Origin of the sequence: Streptomyces colwelliae (assembly GCF_048158785.1) — a bacterium.
In the GTDB taxonomy this organism is placed as follows: domain Bacteria; phylum Actinomycetota; class Actinomycetes; order Streptomycetales; family Streptomycetaceae; genus Streptomyces.
In genome coordinates this window covers 14,963-31,616 of record NZ_JBLTJC010000100.1, presented here as the reverse complement: position 1 = coordinate 31,616, position 16,654 = coordinate 14,963, and the positions used below count along the sequence as shown (strand labels likewise).

Here is a 16,654-nt window from a genome sequence, read left to right as displayed (position 1 = left end):
CGGTCGCGCTGTGCCAACCTCGTCTGATGGCGAGATTGCTCGGGTCGCGGTTCCAGTCGCCCATGGCGGCCCAGATGCGGGTTCCCGCTACCGCGCTCATGTTCGCCAACTCCGGCCGATGTGGCCAAGGAACTGGACTCCGCGCTTCTGCTGGTTGTGCGGGCCTGGGTAGGGCGGCGTCGGTCTGTGTGCCGATGGGGCACTGGGCGTTCAGCGGCAGTAGGTGGCTGCTGAGAGAACGTCTGGCGGTGGCCGAGGGGCAAGCAAACGGCCCGAAGAGGAAACGGCCCAGAACCCAGGTATAGCGGCGGCCTTTGAGAGGTGCTCGACCTCTCCTGCAGCAATGCGAAGGCGGGTGGTGGTGGCAGCCTGAGCGTGGATCGGCATCCGCGCCGCATGTCGGCCTGGCCCCAACCACCTCAAGGGGGTGTGTCTGTCAGGTGTGGTAGCCGCTGGAGTCGATGACGAGGTCGGTGGTGCCGGTGCTGTCGTTGTAGGAGGTGATGGATCCGCTGGCGGGCTGTGTGGCCGTGGTGGGGCTCATGCCGGCGTTCGGGAGCTGCGCTATGTGCTGTGTCCGTTGTCGGCGGTCGCGGTGTCGTTCTGATCGAGGGTGGCGGCCCAGCTGGCCAGGAGCTTGAGACTGTCGTGGGAGGGTGTCCCGGGTTCCGCGCTGAGAGCCGTGAGGGTGAGGCCGGGGTCGGTCGGGATGGGCATCGCCTCGAAGGCGAGGGCGAGGTCACCGACCGCGGGGTGGCGGAAGCGTTTGACGCCGGTGTGGTGAAGGCGCACTTCGTGTGCGGCCCACAGAGTGCGGAACTCCTCGCTGCGAGTGGAGAGTTCACCGATGAGGTCGGTCAAGTCCCGGTTGTACGGATCGCGTCCGGCCTCGGTACGCAGTAGGGCCACGGATTTGGCGACCTGGTCGTCCAGTTCGGGCATGTAGTCGGCCGCGGTAGGGCTGAGGAACTGGTTCAGAGTGCAGTCCTCGGATGGCAGGGGAATGCTCGCCCAGGAAGGGAAATCCGCTGCGCATCGTTTCGAGATCCTCTCCCCAGCTGGGGAGAGGATCCTTGAACTGGTTGTGCGTGCCCCTCGGGGGACGCGTTCTGGACGCTTGTTGGATGCAAGGGTCGGAAAAGACCGGAACCTGGCAGATATTTCACGAACACCTTAGTGCATAGCCAGGCGGTAGAACCGGTCCACAGAAATTGACGATCGCTCGCCCCCCCAGCCGTGCAACGTAGATGCTCAGATCACGGCCTTGTCTTGTGCAACACTCTTTGGTTGCGAGTGCGGTTTTCCTGCACCGAGGTCAGGTAATTTAAGGACTCTTAAATTTTCATGTAGGAGGGCCCTCGGTCCGGCAGCCCCAGATTGGGGCGAGGCGGAGCCTGCGGGCATTCGCGCCTTCCACTGTGCCGATGCTTACTGACATCAGCACGTTTCACGCGAGCGGCGGCCCACTGAGGGATCCAGTGGGCCGCCGCTGTGGGAAGGCTGCCAGGTGGGCAGGGTACGGGTCAGGGGCGCCGTCGGCGCACGAAGCTCCGCACGTAGGAGGCCAGGAATATCAGGTAGATGACGGACACTCCGATCGCCCAGGGCGCGGACATCTTCCCGGTGACGATCAGTGAGCCTTCCAGGAACGCGACGAACAGCAGGAGTGCACCGTCACGCATTTCGCTTCGCTTCATACCCACATCCCCAACCCTCTAACAGCGCACGACGGCGACTGGCCATTTGTGAGTGAGCCACGGACTATACGGGATTCGGAGCTCCAGGCATTTCCCCGCCTCAGCCGCCAACCACGCGTACACGCCCAGGACGATTGCAACTTCACCAACGCCATCAGCGAGATCCGCTACCTCGAAGGCGACGATGCCGAACCGTTTGACGACGTACTTGATGAGTGCCTTTCCGTGTTTGAGACTCGCGAGTGAACCGATCCCCAGCGTGGAGGCTATTTGCCAGGTTTGCTTCTTGTTGAACTTGATGGAGACGTATGTCCAATGGAAGCGGATCGAGAACTTGCCGGACACGTCGGAATTGTTGACCGGGTCCTGGTAGACGAAGTCGTAGGCGTTCGCGTTCCCGCCGGCCACAGGATCGGTTTGAAGGAAGCGCCCCGTGGTGGTGTTGTAGAGGCGGACACCCATGAGGACGAGTCCGGTGGGAGTTTCGGACGAGCGTTGGGCCGCGCCGGACCACCCATAGCGGGCCGTTGTGACCGTGTTGCCGAATTCGTCGTAGGTGTACGCGGTGGCGGCGCTGGTGGCGACAGCGAGCTGGACTGCGACGTCGCCGTGAATATTGGCCAGTTGAAGGACGGTGCCACCGGTGCCTGTGCTGGTGGCGGCCAGGCCGTGGGTGAGGTCTCCGATGTTGCGGGTGACTGTGCCGCTCGTGTCCTCCGCTATCCAGGTGGGGATGTCACTGGAGTCGGCGTAGTGGTTCGTCTTGGTGGCGGATGTCGTCCATGTTCCGTCGCTGCCCTTCGTCTGGGTGACCCATCCGGCCAGACGCTCTGCGGCGTCCAGACTCCAGGTCTGGCGAGTGGTGCTGGTGGTCTCCTGCTGGACGAGGTCGTTGGTGTAGTACGCCAGGGCGGTGCCGTCGGGCATGGCCGTGGTGCGGCCGAACGCGTCGTAGGTGTAGCCGCTGTCGGTGATGCGGTCGGCGGTGTCGTAGGTGTGGCTCGCCGTGGTGGTTGTCGTGGTGTCGGCGGTGGTGTCCGCGCAGTCGGTGGTGCTGACCGCGGTGCTGGAAGAGGTCCGGTCGTAACTGGCGCTGCTGGCGAAGCCGTAGCCACGGGTGGTGCAGGTGTCGCCGGTGTCGTCCTGGGCCTGGGTAAGGCGTCCGGCGGCGTCATACGTGTAGCCGGTGTTCGTACTGGCGCCGTTGTTCTCGCTGTGGTCGGCCTCTGCGCCGGCGGCGGTGTAGTCGGCCTGGTCGTGCACGACGGCGGTCCCGGAGGAGTCGTCGTAGTCCTTGCTGGTCTGTTCGCCGACGCTGTTGTAGCTCTGCGTGAGCTTGTAGCCGCTGGGCAGGGTTTCGCCGGTGAGGTTGCCGTTGGCGTCGTAGCCGGTGGCGGTGAAGGTGCCGGCGACCGAGTCGGTCAGTGTGGCCGGAAGACCCGTGGTCGCGTTGTAGGTGTAGGTGGTGGTGGAGGGCACGGAGTCGGAGACGGTGACCGGGCGGTCCTGAGGGTCGTAGGCCGTGGTCGTGGTGTTGCCGGCCCCGTCCGCGTAGGAGATCAGACGGCCGAGTGCGTCGTAAGTCTGGGTGATGCTTTGGGAGTTGCCTGTCTCGCCGGTCAACAGCCCTGTGGAACTGTCGTAGACGTAGTCGGTGTCAGGGGTGGCTGTGCCAGTGCCTCCGCTGATGGCTGTTTTGGTTACCCGCTCGATGGCGTCCCGGGTGTACGTGGTGGTGCGGGTCGAGCTGTTGGCGGTCTCGGTCAGCGTGAGGACTTGACCGTAGCGGTCGTAGGTGTAGTGCTTGGTGACCAGTTCGTCGGGGTTGCTGCCGGCGTCTGTGATACCGGCACCGGGCGCGTCCTGGCAGATCAGCCCCGCCCATTCCGGGCGTCCTTGGCAGGTGCCGGTACCCGTGGCCGACCAGTAGGTGGTCACGGTTTTGGTGGTGGAGTTCTGGTCCGGGGAGGTTTCCGTGAGCAGGTTGCCGTTGCTGTCGTAGGTATAGGTCGTGGTGAGCGCGAGCCCGGAGGGGTCCGTGACGCTGGTCAGTTGCCGCCCGGTGGTCCAGTCGTAGGTGTTGGTTGCGGCAGACGCGTCACCGTCGGACGGGTAGTCAGGGACAGCGGCACTTGTGATGGTGGAGGTGAGCAGGTCGGAGACGGTGGCGTCGCTGGGCCGGTTCTCGTCGTAGGTGTACGTCGTGTGGGCGCGCGCCAGCGTCTGACTGCCCGCGGCGAGGTTGGCGTCGGCAGTGGCTCCAGCAAGGGCGTGCTGGAGTGTGATGGTGTGGAGTGGTCCGAGATCGGCTGATTCCACCTCGGACCCGTCGGTGCCCGTGGTGTACGTGGTGATCGTGGACAGCAGGTCGGCGGCATCCACGGTGGTACTGGCCGCCGAGACCGCTCCTGCCAGCAGTGGATCGTCGCTCGTGGTGCTGGAAAGTGCCAGTTCGCGGTTGGCCGCTGTGAGTTCCCGGATGACGTTGCCCTGGGCGTCGTATTCGGTGGTGGCGATGTGCCCGCCCGGGGAGGCTGTGTTCACCTCCCGGCCGTTGGTGTCCAGGTAGCTGATGGTGGCTGTGTCGTAGGCACTTGACGCGAGTGCGGTGCCGTCGTGCGAGGACGGCACCGAACCGACTGGGAAGACCGCGGCGCCGTAGGCGGGGTTGTCGGTCTGTCCCCAAGTGGCCGTGGTGTCCCCGTCCAGCGCGTGGGGCGCCGAGTCACCAGAGACCGGAACGTCGTACACGACGCTGGTGGTGGCGGTACCGCCGTCCTTGGTGGAAGCAGTGCCCGGGGTCAGCGTCGGACGGGAAGCCGTGAGCAGCATGCCGTCTCCGGCGTCACTGTTGTTCCCGACCTTGCCGTAGGTGAACGTCCATGGCAGTTGGCCCGGGTCCGTCTCGGTGATGACTCGTCCGACGCTGTCGTAGGCATACGACGTTTTCAGAGGGTTGCTGAGCCGGGGATCCCAGGAGTCGGAGAGCTGCCCACCGCTGGTGTAGTCGTAGGCGGCGACCACGGTGGCTGTGGACGATGTGCCATCGGGCGCAGTGGCCCACAGCTTGATCTGTTGCGCCAGGCCGGCGTAGTTACCGGCGGCCGAGGAGGTTGCGGTCGTGGAAGTGGCGTACACGAACTCCATGACCCGGCAGCCCGCCGTGGACGGATCGGCCGCGCATGCCGCCGCGCTGACCGCGCCGGTGGGAGCGATGACGTACTTCGGCTCGGCCAGGATTTCCCCGTCGGAGAGTGGGGCGGCTTGCGACACCACCGTTGTGGTGTTCGCCGAATTGTCCGCCGCCTGATAGGAGGTGGCGATCTGCCAAGTGGCGGAGCCGGACACCTTGTTGAACGTGGCCGTGGTGCCGTCGGACTGTTTCAGCGTGAACGAATTGCCGGACAGACTGCCGGTGAGCGTCAGGTTCTCTGAGCCCGGCTCAGGAGTCCAGCCGCCCGCGCTGGTCAGCGTGAACCCGGTCTCGTCACCGTTGGAGCCGACGAGCGACACGGAGGTGCTGGACGTCTCCTTGACGTACGCCCAGTCGGAAGTCGCCGCGGTGATGCCGGAAGTCCAGTTCGGGCCGAAGATCGCGACCTGACCATCCTGCCCGGCGGCCGCCTGCGGATCGCGAGAGGAGAAGGACCGGGTGACCGCCGCTCCGAACGCGGAGGCATCGGTCGCATCCAGACTGTAGTCACCGGTCAGCAGATTGACGCTGCCCGGTCCCACATCGCTGGAGGGAGCGTTGTTCGCCTTGCGGTCGATGGTGACTGTGGCCGGATCAGTGCCGTAGGTGTTGGTTCCGTCGGTGAACAGCGCCCGCACCTGTACCGGACCGTCATCGGCCAGTGTGGCGGTGGTCGTCCAGTCCAGGTCGTCCGGCTGGTCGGAAGCCGAGAACGCGAGCGGCCACGAGGAGACCGCGGAGTCGTCGGAGGACTTGGTGACATCCGCGACCGGGACGCTGTGCCAGGAGTCCGTCTCGCCGACCCGATACTGGTACGTCACGCCGTTGAACGCCCCCGACTGAGTCGACGCCAACGTCACGGCGCCGTCCGTCGTGTCCCCGGTCGTCGGAGAGTTGAGGCTGGCCTTGCCCACCCCGAAGCCGTACGAGGTTTGGGAGGTGGAGATGTTGCCGCCGGAGTCGATGGTCTTCGCGTACAGCGTGTGCCAGCCGTCGGCCGGCTTGATGGTCACCGTCTGCGTGTCCCCGCCGTTGCCGTCGGTCGTGTCCAGCGCCGTGTTCGGCATCTTGGAGTCGTCCAAGCCCCACTCGTACCCCGCGCCGTCACTGGACGAAGTGGCCAAGGTGCACGTCGTGCTGGTGACCTTGTCCGACCACGTGCTGGACGGATACGCGGCACACGAGATCGTCGGCGCCGCGGGCTTGGCGACGTTCGGCACGAAGTAGATGTACGAGGACCAGGCCCCGTAGTCCGTGCCGTCGTAGCCGCGCACCCGCATGCGCAAATGTGCTCCGGCCAGCTGGCTCGCGCTCGGGATGGCCAGCTTCGCGGTGCCGCCGGAGGCCACCGAGGCGGAGGTACCGGTATAGGAATAGGAGGTCTCACCGCTGTACGACGGGTCGTTGGTGATCTCGAACTGGCCCTTGACGGTGGAGCCGTCCGCATCCGTCACCTTCGCCGACAGCGTCGGGGTGTAGGTCGTTACGTACCGCTTGCCGCTGTAGGCGTTCACCGCGCTCGGCGAGATCGCCAGCGCGCTTGTCGTCGGGTACGAGTTGTAGGTCACGACCAGCTTCGGCGCATAGCCGGAGGTCGTGTAGTTCGCCGAGCGGAAGCGCCGCCAGGTGGTGGAGTCACTCTCGCTGTCGGCGCGGATCTGAAGGCCGTAGTTGGTCGAACCGTCCGCCCAGGCCTGCGCGATCGTCTGCAGGTTCCAGTTCGACCAGTTCGCCGAACAGGTGGAGCCGCCCCAGTGGCCGGTGTTGCTCGCCTGACCCGTCGTGGTCGTCGATGGCTGCACGCCCCAAGTGATAGCCGAGGACGTCCAGGTCGAGGTGATGCGCTTGGCCAGGGTGGCCGAGCCACCGGTGTCGCAGGTCGCCGAGTAATAGTTGTACAGCGACATCGTGGCCGCGGTGATGTGCTTGCCGGCGAACTTCGACACGTCGAACTTCAGATACGAACGGGCCGTATCCGTACCGGAGTCGTAGGTGCCCGACTTCAGCTCCTGCGAGGACACCTGCGAGTCGGGGTAATCCGGATTCTGCACCCAGGTGTCCGTGGTCACCGCGAGCGTCGAGGTCGGGTCAACCGTCACCGGGTAGGTCGCGGTCGCCAGGAAGTCCTTGTCCGGGGTGAGTACCAGGGTCTGCGAACCGTCGTCGGCGGTCTCGACCTTGGTGGTGACCTGCTCCTGGTTGGCTGACTCGCCGGATGCCTCGTCCTTGGACGAGTCCCACATCATGGGTGCCGGGGCCTCGGCCACCAGGTCGCCATCACTGTTCTTGAGCAGCAGGTGCCCGGAGTCTGCCTGCGACAGTTTCAAACCGTCCAGGTCCAGCGGAATCCGGTAGGAGATCGTGTCGTTGTCCGGCTGCTGGGTGAGCTGGATGTTCTCCGAGAAGCCCTGCGCCAGCGCGGTGACCGACAGACTCTGGCCGCTGCCCAGGTCGTAGGAGGCGGTGCTGTCCTTCACGTCCGGAGTGGGCAGCTTGTCTTCCCAGCCCAACCCGAAGGACTCATTGCCCTTCGTCACCGACGCCAGCTGGGTGTCTCCGCCGTCGGAAACCGCGATATCAGCCGCAGCGGCGGCTGGTGTCAAGTCCGCACCGGTGTCGGACAGCGAGGTGTCGATGTCCTTCCACTTGCCGTCCTGCCTCACCCGCACCGGACCTGCGTACGCCTCTGTCTCCAGCTCCCCGCTGGGCAGCGCGTACGTCGTCGACTCAGCCGTCCGGGCCGACAACACTTCGATGTTCCGGTCCTGCAGACGGGCCATCAGCACCGCTGACGCCTCGTCCTGCGCCTGAGCAGGCCCCAATGAATCAGTTGAGTCGGACTGCGCGGACTCGGACGCTGAGGCTGCCGCCTCAGTGGCGAACGCCACTCCGGTGCCCTGCGACACCAATGTCGTCTCGGCCGCGACCAGCATCACCACACCGATGGCGATCTGCCGCAGCCTGCGCGTCCGGAACGGTCTTCTTCTCGATCTGCCATGGGCCACAGGTCTGTGACGCACGATCAGCTCCCTCCCCTGACACTCCGTGATTCGGAGTCAACAGAAACGAGCTGATCTTCACGGCTGGCTGAATTGTGGTCGTGCGAGTTGAAAGAGAACGCCATACCCAACCCGTGGGCGGGCAAAGAGATGGGAATGCTCCTGTCCGACCTCACCCTCGACGAGTGCCCCTATTAAGCGTATTGCGTGCTATGGGTAACATTTCGACGGTCGCGGGTTCGTAAGTCAGCCCCCTGGGCTGCATCAAAAATTTTCCTGAGATATGGAGGAGGAGGCGGAGTAATCGTGAAGAATTCGACAAGTCCCCCTTGGGTGCCCCAAGCGGGCGAGGCGGGTGTCGCGCCATCTGAAGAACGACGGCAGTGATCGGAGCGGAGTAGGGCATCGATGCGGTGAGAGGTATGCCAGCGACTCGGGAGGTGGGGTGCAGCGTGCCCTGGGTCCCGTGGCGGCCCGCTCGGTGCGTGCGATGTGGGCGTGTGGCCGTGGACTTCGAGCTGGTGAGGCGCCGGGGTTCGGGGGCTCGTTGGGCATGTGGGCAACGCAACGCCGAGGCGTAGGAATCAGGCGTTCGTCGTCGAATGCTCGGTGAGCCAGCGACGCTCCACCGTTAGTTCGGGCGCCAGGGTGTCGTACTCCAGGGTGTACATCGGCGCCGAGGGACTGTCGCCGTTCCAGGGCGAAGGCTGGCGTGGCCCGGAGGGCTGCCAGTAGCGCCAAGGGTCGTGCTGGGGGTGGTGGGCAACGAAGGCGTCGGCCACGTCGTAAGTGACCTGAACGAGCCCCATTCCTACGCCGCCGGGGATCACCGCGCGATGGTCGGCCCGCTTACGGGGATCGCGAGCCTGCATCCCGAGGCCGGGCAGGAACAACAGGCGGTGAGGATCCAGCGGGAGGAGTCGGTGTTGACCAGCCTCTTCTCGAAGGGGGTCAGCTTCACAACGGTCTCGTGGAGATCGGTCGGTCGCCGCGTCGCCTTGAACCCACACACGAGAAGGCCGCCGTCGGCGTTGGCGAAGGCCGCGACGTCCTTGGCCAACTCGTACTTCTTCGAATCCTGGCTCAGGTCATAGGGACCCGCCTGCCCCACGCTCTTGAAGTCCACCCACTCGGACTCCGTCATGCCCTTGACGGCTTCGGGCCTCTGCTGGGCGAGCAGGGTGACGATCCTGACGCGGCTGTCGGCGGTGTTCATGAGGGACTGGTTTACTGATCGTTTGTGGTGCTTTATCGGCTGCGGGCCTCTCGCGGTAGCTGCTTCGCTAAGGTCGCGATGCGGCGTCTGACGTGCCGAAAGAGGCTCAGAGGCTTCGCCCTGAGGTGCGAGGGCAGAGCCCCTGCGGCGATGGAAGGGGAATTTGTCGGCGTCGGGTGAATCGTGACCCTCTGACGGCGGATCAAAACTGACCCACTTCGTGGTCCTCTGACCAACCTGATCTTGATCGAAGGTCAGGAGAAGAGGGTGATTTCCGTGGAGGACTGGGCAGAGATCCGCCGGCTGCACCGGGCCGAGCAGATGCCGATCCGGGCGATCGCCCGGCAGCTGGGCATCTCGAAGAACACCGTGAAGCGGGCCCTGGCCACCGACCGTCCGCCGGTCTACTCCCGGCCGGCCAAGGGCTCGGCGGTCGACGCGGTCGAGCCGCAGATCCGGGAGCTGTTGAAGCAGACCCCGACGATGCCCGCGACCGTGATCGCCGAACGGATCGGCTGGGACCGCGGGATGACCGTCCTCAAGGAACGCGTACGCGAGCTGCGCCCCGCCTATCTGCCCGTCGATCCGGTCTCACGCACCACCTATCAGCCCGGCGAGCTGGCCCAGTGCGACCTGTGGTTCCCGCCCGTCGACATCCCGCTCGGATACGGCCAGTCCGGCCATCCGCCCGTGCTCGTGATGGTGTCCGGCTACTCGCGGATCATCGCCGCACGGATGCTGCCCACCCGCACCACCGGCGACCTGATCGACGGGCACTGGAAGCTGCTGACCGGCTGGAGGGCGGTCCCACGGATGCTGGTCTGGGACAACGAGGCCGGCATCGGCCGCGGCAAGGTGACGGGCGACTTCGCCGCGTTCGCGGGCCTGACCGTCGGGGCCGCCGCAGCGCCCAACGTGCCTGGACCGGTGGGAGCCTGATCTGCGTCAGGAACAGCTCATCGCGGGGGCGAAGGTGCGTCACACGCCAGACCTGAGAGGCAGGCATCCCGGTAGGAGGACTCGTAAATGCGTTCACCAGCGACCTTCGCGCCGCTCAGGGCCGCGCAAATGGCGATGGCCATGACAAGTTGGGTGACGGCAACCACAGGTACCCGGCGGACTCCGGCTACAACAGCTGCGACCAGGGCGGCTGCCGCTACGAACATAGCCTTCTGCAGGTAGGGACCCGGCGGTGCGCCGTAGTCCTGCGCGTCAAAGGTCGACCAGTAGGACGAAATCCAGAAAAACCAGATCAGGCCTAGAGCTAACAGCTCGACAACAGCCAGGCCCACGGACACGGCCACGGCCCGACCAGTACGTTCAGGATCTGTACTCACCCGGCCAGAATCCATCCGACATGCACGCGGTGTCATGAGTATCCATACTTAAATGGGTGCGGGGGCGTGATTGGACACTCCCCACGCGCCGTGGTCAAAGATCCGTGGCGAGCGCTCAAGATTCAGTGGTACAGGCGCTGTGGTCCTTGAGATCGGTTTCGCCGTCGGTGATCAGCACGGTGAGCTTCCGCGCCTACCCCTCGAACTCGGCCCCGACTCGGGGGTGGGGATGGCCAGGGCCTGAGTACGCGTACTCAGGCCCTGGCCTGGGGGGAAGGGCCTGGAACTCGGCCCCTTCCCCGGACTTCCTCAATTCCCTACGGCAGATACTGCTGCAGCACGTCGGCGTAGATGCGGGCTCCCGCGATCTTCGGATGGAACGATGCCATGGCGGGCTCGGGTGATTCGGCGTCCGCCTGGGAGCGCCCGTTTTCCACGATGCCGTTCACATCCTCCGGATCACCGCACACCGTCTTGCCATAGAACGCGTTGCGGGGATCAGCGAACACCGCGTTGATCCCGTCCTGGGACTTGGCGTCCGACGCGGCGCCGTCCATCTCCGTATCCAGCATGTCCGCGACCGAGTTCAGCCAGGGAGCCTCCTCCTCCATTCCGATTCCTGCCACGCAGTCCTTGGCCCCCGACAGCAGCTCCGGGTAGCCCATGAGGATGATCTTCGCGTTCGGCGCCACATCGTGAATCCGCGTCAGCACCGCCCTGATGCGTGGCCGGACCTGGTCGTGCAGCCACGTGGGAGCCCAGTCTTTGAGCGGTCCGGTGTCTCCGGCAACGTCCTCGCCTGTGATCGGGTCCTTGTTCCCTATCGCCGTGTTCTGGCACTGCTCCGTTCCAGCGCCATATGCGCATTGCTTGAACACATCCGAGAACCTGGCATCGTTGCCGCCGACCGACAGAGTGACCAGGGTGGTGTTCTGGTCGAGATAGCCGGCGTCGATCTGGGGCACTTCGTGGGACTGCCCGCTGGTGAGAATGTTGTAGGTGCGGGCACCTGAGCAGGCGATGAAGTGGTAGTCCGTCTGTGTGTCGAGGCTGTCGGCCAGGGCTCCGATGGACGTGCCGGAGCCGGGCAGCGTCGCCTGCCGGGACCAGGCGAGCTTGGAGCGGTGGCACTTGTCGATCAGTTCGCTGTTCACATTGTCCATGTGGTCGGTCTCCGGGAAGAAGTCCGTGCCGCCGGCCCCGCTGGCGCCCTCGCCCGAAGAGTAGGAGTCGCCCATTGCCACGATGGAGTTCGCCGGCTTTCCGGTGAGGGGCTGGAAGGCCACCGCGTCCCACGCGATGTCCTCGTCCCCTGTGCCGTCCGCCGTCGAGTTCGACAAGGACACTGTCGGCGTCCCGGTGAAGTGGAACGCCCCGATGCTGACCCAGCCGCCAGCGCGCTGCAATACGACCCTGTCCGGGCTGGTGCTGTCCGAGCCCCCGACGGTATAGGTGGCCTGCCGGGTCTGGGCGCCGGTGTCGGGCAGATACACCAGGACGCGGGCCCAGCTGAGGTTCTGGTTGAGCGTCCAGGTGCCCTTCATGGTCATCGCCCCGTCGGCGCCACCGAGATGGGGCGTATCGCGGGTGTGCGTGTACCAGTAGTGCCCCTGGTAGCCACCGCCGACCTGATGCAGATCGGCCTTGGCCTCGAACGGGCCGAGGCCGGGACCGGTTGCGGCCGGGTCCGCGTTGAAGGCGAACTTGAAGGTTCCACTCGAATAGGACTTCCCACAGCTGCTCCAGGTCTCGGTGGCGTCGGGTACGGAATCGACCAACCAGGAGCCGTTGGGCCGGCCGTCGTTGGCAGCGCCCGAGCAGAGCGGGGTTCCGTACTGCAGGCGGGTGCCGCGGCCGGGCTCACTGATCAAAGTCACGTACTTGATGTTCTCGAAGCCGCAGGTGGTGGCGCAGTCGGACTTCCAGGTGACGTTGGACTCGTGCCACCAGTACTGCTTGTAGCAGTCCGCGTCGGGGCAGTCGGGTGGACTGGTCACGCTGCAGTTGTTTTTGGCGTTGCAGAAAGTATCGAGCGTCGGGTTGGCGTGCGCCCGGTTGTACTTCGCACTGTTGATGTCCACGACGGTCCGATCGGTGCCGTTCCAGTACGCGGGGCGGAAGCCGGCGGAGGAGAACCCGGACTCGCCCGGCCAGTCCTGACGGCCGGAAGTGGCATAGGAGTGGCCACTGTCCATGGACCAGGAGGCCCATCCCAGCACCTTCTCCTCGTACGGCCAGTCCTGCGGATGCGCCGCGTCCTTGATGGCCAACGCGTCGAGGTCGGTGTTCATGAAAGCTTTACGGGTGGGCGGGTAGTCGGGGTTCGCGGGGTTGTTGAACCAGCCCAGGCCCCAGTTGGTGTCCGCTCCGGGTTTGTTGAAGCCGAGGTTGTAGTTCCATACGGCGGTGAACCAGTTCTCCGGCTTCGAGGGGTCGTCGTTGTTGGCGGTGACCATCTGGCCGCTGGTGTGGACCTCGTTCCATTTGTCGGCGAGGATCTTCAGCGAGGCGGCGATGTTGGTGGCGTAGTCGAGCGCCACGGCCTTTTGCAGGGTCGGCGAGAGGGCGGTCTCCTTGTTCCCGTTGTCGTCGGTCTTCTCGTAACCGGCCAGGCGCATGCCGTCGGTGACCTGGCCGACTCCGTAGCCGCAGTCGGACTTCGCCCAGTTGATTTTCCAGTGGGCGGCCAGCGTGGTCGCTTTGCCGTCATGGCCGTAGAAGCCGTCGACCGCGGCGAGCGGGTTGCCCATCTGCCCCGGGATGGAGCCTTGTTCCGCCTGCCACAGGTTGGACTCCTGGGCCAGGATGCCGAGTTCGACCTGGGCGGGGATACGGCCGCTGCCGTTGCCGCCGTTCAGGGTCGGGATGGGGAACAGGCCCTGCGGGTCGATCGTGCCGATACCGGTCTGTGAGCGCCAGCCGCCCTGGGTAAGGTAGTTGGAGCGCAGGTTTCCGCGGACTGCCATGTCCACGGCCCATTCCACCTGGTTGGGGGTGGGCTGCAGGGCCAGCTGACTGACGTCGTTGCGGGGGACCGAGCACCAGCGGTCGGTGTCCACCGGGTCGTTCTCGATACTGGCCGCGGCTACCGATGCCTTGGCGCTGGGAGTGCCGGCCAGGGCCGGGGACAGCTTGGCGCCCCCCACTGCCGTGCCGGGCTCGGCGGCGAGCTGTGTGGTGGGCTTCCCGGTAGCTGTCGCGACGCCGGTGACGGTGAGGGCGTGGCCGGGCTCGGCGGGAACGGGCTCACCACCTTTGGTGAAGCCCTTGCCTGCGTTCTTGACGTTGTCCAGACCCCTCTGGACGGCATCGGAGAGGACGGGGTTGACGGCCAGTCGGCCCAGGCTCGACACGTCGGCTTCTGCCGGCGCGTCCAGCAGGCTCACCCCGCTGCCCGACAGACGCGTCGTGCCGGAAGGCTTGCCGGTGAGGAACACCCGGCTGGTGCCGGCCTGCTTCAGGGCGAGCTGCTCCAGCTTGCCGGTGGCGACAGTGGCGACCTTGCCCGCTGTGTATGTCTTGGCGTGTGTCGTGGTGTTGCCCGTGCGGTCGAGGAAAGCGATCTTCCCGCCCGGAAGCGCGTGAATGTCGTACGGGGCCCGGCTGGTTTTGACGAGGGTTTTCGTGCTGCCTTTGCGGTCGATGTGCACGAGCTGGTTGCCGAGCGCCGCGATCACACCGTCGTTCACGGGGACCGGGGAGGTGACCTGCCCCTGTGCGACGGTGTCGGCCACTGTGCGGCCGTACGTGTCCACCGTCATCAGTCGTGACTCGTTGTCCCGCTGCGAAGTGAATGCCGCCGTGTGCGTAGCCGGGTTGCAGGTGGGGTCGAAGTAGGCGAGAGACGCGGTGAACGCAAGCTTGTTCACCACTCCCTTGTCGAGATCGACGATCGCTGTGAAGGCTCCCCCGAGCATCATGTCGGGGTGGTTGGTGAAGGTGCGCGGGGCGTAGACGACCGCCGCATGGGCGTGGTCGATGACGCACGCGTTGCCGATCCAGGTGTCACCGGGCATGCCCGGTTCGTTCAGGACTGCCGCGGTCTTCCACGTGTACGCGGATGCGCTGTCGGCGACCAGCAGATGGAGGCCGTCGCTGTCCGCGGCTGCGGTGACGGCCCGGTCTGTAGACGTCTTCCAGTCCGAACCGAACGTTCCGGCCGGTTTTGCGATTCTGGTGGGGGGTCTGGCGGTGGAATCGTGTGCCGGGTGTGTGCTTGTCGGAGGGGCGTCTGTGGACTGCTGCTCAAGGCCCGACGCGGTGGACTGGAGGAGTCCGACCAGGACTCCTCCGGCTGCTATTGCAGCTAAAGATATGCGTGCTTTTTTGCTGTATCTCACAGAATGGAACCATTTCTGTCAGGAGTTTGACTGGTTGAGTGCGGGAGGCCTCTACGTCCTTGGCCAAGGCACCCGGTTTGGGTTTGGGATGGTTTGCCTTATGGGGCTCATGCGGTGAGTTCGACGTCCTGGGGGATGCGGGGTTCGTAGAAGGTGCCGTCTCGGGGCATGGCGAACAGGACGCTGATGAGTTGACGGGCCAGGCGGAGGAGGGCCTGGGTGTGGGTTTTTCCGCGGCCTCGCCGGCGGTCGTAGTCGGTGCGGGAGGCGGGGTCGGCGTTCATGCAGGCGAACGTGGAGAGGAGCATGGCGCGTTTGAGCTGCCGGTTTCCGCCCGCCCATGGCCCGCGAAGGTTGTGAGGGCCGGGCGGTGGCATTTCCGGGGATGTCGCCCGTGGTGTCGAGGGCCGCACAGACGATGGCCTCAGGGCCTCCGACCGGGCACGAGTGGGGCCGCCCGCCCCGGCCGGAAAAGGCCTGAAGGGCGGGCGGGAACTTAAGAGTTGAGCCGGTGGCACTACGCACGACGTGCGAGGCGTGGGTGACGCTGAGAGGTGAGAGTGACAGGTCAGTGGGTGTCTGCGAACGGGTCGTACTGGACGACTTTCAAGCTGATCTTCGCGTCGCTCGTCCCCGCCGTGGCGCCGGAGACCGTGATGTCTGCCTGGGTCGGCCACGTTGTGCCCGGCCAGACATTGCCGGCCTTCTCGACGACCGAGAACGGGGACTTCTGCTTGCCGCCCACGACCGTCACGGTGACGGTGTAAGCCAGGCGTTTGTCACTGCTGTTGTGGAAGGTCAGCGGTACCACGACCCGTCCCGACACCAGGCGAGGCGTGTACGCGACGACCTCACCGTGCGCTGCCGTGGCCGCGGCCTTCCCGAATCCGTAGTCCTTGGGATCGGGGACAGCCGTGTTCGTCGGCTGGACGGGATCTCCACTGGCGGCGGCGGCCGCGCGCTGGTCGGCCGCGTTCTGTGCTGCCTTATTGGGGGCGCCAGCCGTGCCTGACGGCTTGGCCACGGCCGCGGCAGTTGCCGAGGAGTGCGGTGTGGACGACGTGTCGGCCTGGTGGCTTCCCTCGTTGCCGCAGGCGGTCAGAGCAAGAGGCCCTGCGGCTATCGCCACTAACAGGAAGCGCGCGGAGGCCCGGGTTCTGCCGGGCAGGTTCTCAGTCACAGGAGAACATGTACTCGGTCGCGTAGTTGATGTACAAGTTGCTGGAGCTCGTGCCCATCTTCGCAGTCACGGGTGCACAGATTTCGCTGGCTACGTAGACAGGGCCGGCGTATTCGCTGAAGTTCCCCGAGTCCGTGGAGCAGCCGGTGTTGTCCACCTTGCACACGTGCAAGTACATGTAACGCGACACCCCGACGTTGTTGTCGAGGATGGCGCAGCCCTTGCCGTTGTTCTCGTAGGAGAACAATGTGGCCAGCCGCAGGTTAGGGTCTGTCCCCTCCGGAAGCGGTACAGCGCGGAACAGGCTGTACCCGGTCCCGCACACCGTGGCCGCGGCCGCCGCGGGCTGCGGGTCGGCCTTGGCGATGGCCCGGGTGGCCGCATCAGCCGTCTTTGCGATCGGTACGGCAGGCTGGTCGGCGGCCACCGCCTGCGGTACAGCCACCAGGCCTAAGACCAGCATCGCGGCAACGGTGACGGCACGCAGACTTGCCCTGAGCTTGAACATGGTTACTGACTCCCCCTCGAAGCAAGACGAATACAGATTGATGGCGCTGGTCGGGCGCCTCCAGGAGGACGCCCCCTGAGCCCCACCCGATCCGCACAAACGTTTGAAACGCAGGTGTCAACCTAGGTGTGAAGTGAAACTGTCGACAGGGGGTGGCGCGTACATGACTGAAAGTTGCCGATTA

Annotated in this window: 9 protein-coding genes and 2 pseudogenes; 1 reads left to right on the top strand and 10 read right to left on the bottom strand. The window is 65.5% G+C overall.

Annotated features, from left to right (window positions below):
- Positions 1–564 precede the first annotated feature (564 nt).
- The 5 genes from ACNFOC_RS21905 to ACNFOC_RS21885 all read right to left on the bottom strand — a co-directional run bounded on the left by ACNFOC_RS21905 (position 565) and on the right by ACNFOC_RS21885 (position 9,105).
- On the bottom strand, positions 565–999 hold the full coding sequence (locus ACNFOC_RS21905) for an MmyB family transcriptional regulator (protein ID WP_416960790.1): 435 nt from the start codon (positions 997–999) through the stop codon (positions 565–567).
- A gap of 524 nt (positions 1,000–1,523) precedes the next feature.
- Positions 1,524–1,697, bottom strand: coding sequence for a hypothetical protein (locus ACNFOC_RS21900; protein WP_416960787.1), 174 nt, complete (start codon positions 1,695–1,697; stop codon positions 1,524–1,526).
- A gap of 18 nt (positions 1,698–1,715) precedes the next feature.
- Positions 1,716–7,910 carry a DNRLRE domain-containing protein gene (locus ACNFOC_RS21895; protein WP_416960786.1) on the bottom strand — a complete coding sequence of 2,065 codons (6,195 nt, stop codon included), beginning with the start codon at positions 7,908–7,910 and terminating at the stop codon, positions 1,716–1,718.
- A gap of 563 nt (positions 7,911–8,473) precedes the next feature.
- Positions 8,474–8,698 (bottom strand): hypothetical protein, encoded by a 225-nt coding sequence (locus ACNFOC_RS21890; protein WP_416960785.1) that lies wholly within the window; start codon positions 8,696–8,698, stop codon positions 8,474–8,476.
- Between the two features lie 17 nt (positions 8,699–8,715).
- Positions 8,716–9,105 carry an AlbA family DNA-binding domain-containing protein gene (locus ACNFOC_RS21885; RefSeq protein WP_416960784.1) on the bottom strand — a complete coding sequence of 130 codons (390 nt, stop codon included), beginning with the start codon at positions 9,103–9,105 and terminating at the stop codon, positions 8,716–8,718.
- A gap of 267 nt (positions 9,106–9,372) precedes the next feature.
- Between ACNFOC_RS21885 and ACNFOC_RS21880 the strand changes: the two are divergent.
- Positions 9,373–9,990 (top strand): annotated as a pseudogene (locus ACNFOC_RS21880) (helix-turn-helix domain-containing protein); the annotation flags it as partial.
- Between the two features lie 71 nt (positions 9,991–10,061).
- On the opposite strand, the gene ACNFOC_RS21875 reads toward ACNFOC_RS21880, so the two are convergent.
- From ACNFOC_RS21875 to ACNFOC_RS21855, 5 genes and pseudogenes are all read right to left on the bottom strand, one after another.
- Positions 10,062–10,457 carry a DUF6234 family protein gene (locus tag ACNFOC_RS21875; RefSeq protein WP_416960789.1) on the bottom strand — a complete coding sequence of 132 codons (396 nt, stop codon included), beginning with the start codon at positions 10,455–10,457 and terminating at the stop codon, positions 10,062–10,064.
- A gap of 302 nt (positions 10,458–10,759) precedes the next feature.
- A complete protein-coding gene (locus ACNFOC_RS21870) occupies positions 10,760–14,782 on the bottom strand; it encodes an SGNH/GDSL hydrolase family protein (RefSeq protein WP_416960783.1) in 4,023 nt (1,340 codons plus the stop codon).
- A gap of 107 nt (positions 14,783–14,889) precedes the next feature.
- A pseudogene (locus tag ACNFOC_RS21865) lies at positions 14,890–15,117 on the bottom strand (IS110 family transposase); the annotation flags it as partial.
- A 233-nt stretch (positions 15,118–15,350) separates the two neighbouring features.
- Complete coding sequence (locus tag ACNFOC_RS21860; protein ID WP_416960782.1) at positions 15,351–15,962, bottom strand: hypothetical protein; 612 nt, start codon at positions 15,960–15,962, stop codon at positions 15,351–15,353.
- Complete coding sequence (locus tag ACNFOC_RS21855) at positions 15,955–16,470, bottom strand: hypothetical protein (RefSeq protein ID WP_416960781.1); 516 nt, start codon at positions 16,468–16,470, stop codon at positions 15,955–15,957. Before ACNFOC_RS21855 ends, ACNFOC_RS21860 begins: the two co-directional genes overlap by 8 nt.
- Positions 16,471–16,654 lie beyond the last annotated feature (184 nt).

Excerpts from the sequence above, each read along its gene's own strand:
- ACNFOC_RS21885 (WP_416960784.1), bottom strand. The coding sequence starts at position 9,105 with ATGAACACCGCCGACAGCCGCGTCAGGATCGTCACCCTGCTCGCCCAG.
- ACNFOC_RS21875 (WP_416960789.1), bottom strand. The coding sequence starts at position 10,457 with ATGGATTCTGGCCGGGTGAGTACAGATCCTGAACGTACTGGTCGGGCC.
- ACNFOC_RS21855 (WP_416960781.1), bottom strand. The coding sequence starts at position 16,470 with ATGTTCAAGCTCAGGGCAAGTCTGCGTGCCGTCACCGTTGCCGCGATG.
- ACNFOC_RS21890 (WP_416960785.1), bottom strand. The coding sequence starts at position 8,698 with ATGGGGCTCGTTCAGGTCACTTACGACGTGGCCGACGCCTTCGTTGCC.
- ACNFOC_RS21900 (WP_416960787.1), bottom strand. The coding sequence starts at position 1,697 with ATGAAGCGAAGCGAAATGCGTGACGGTGCACTCCTGCTGTTCGTCGCG.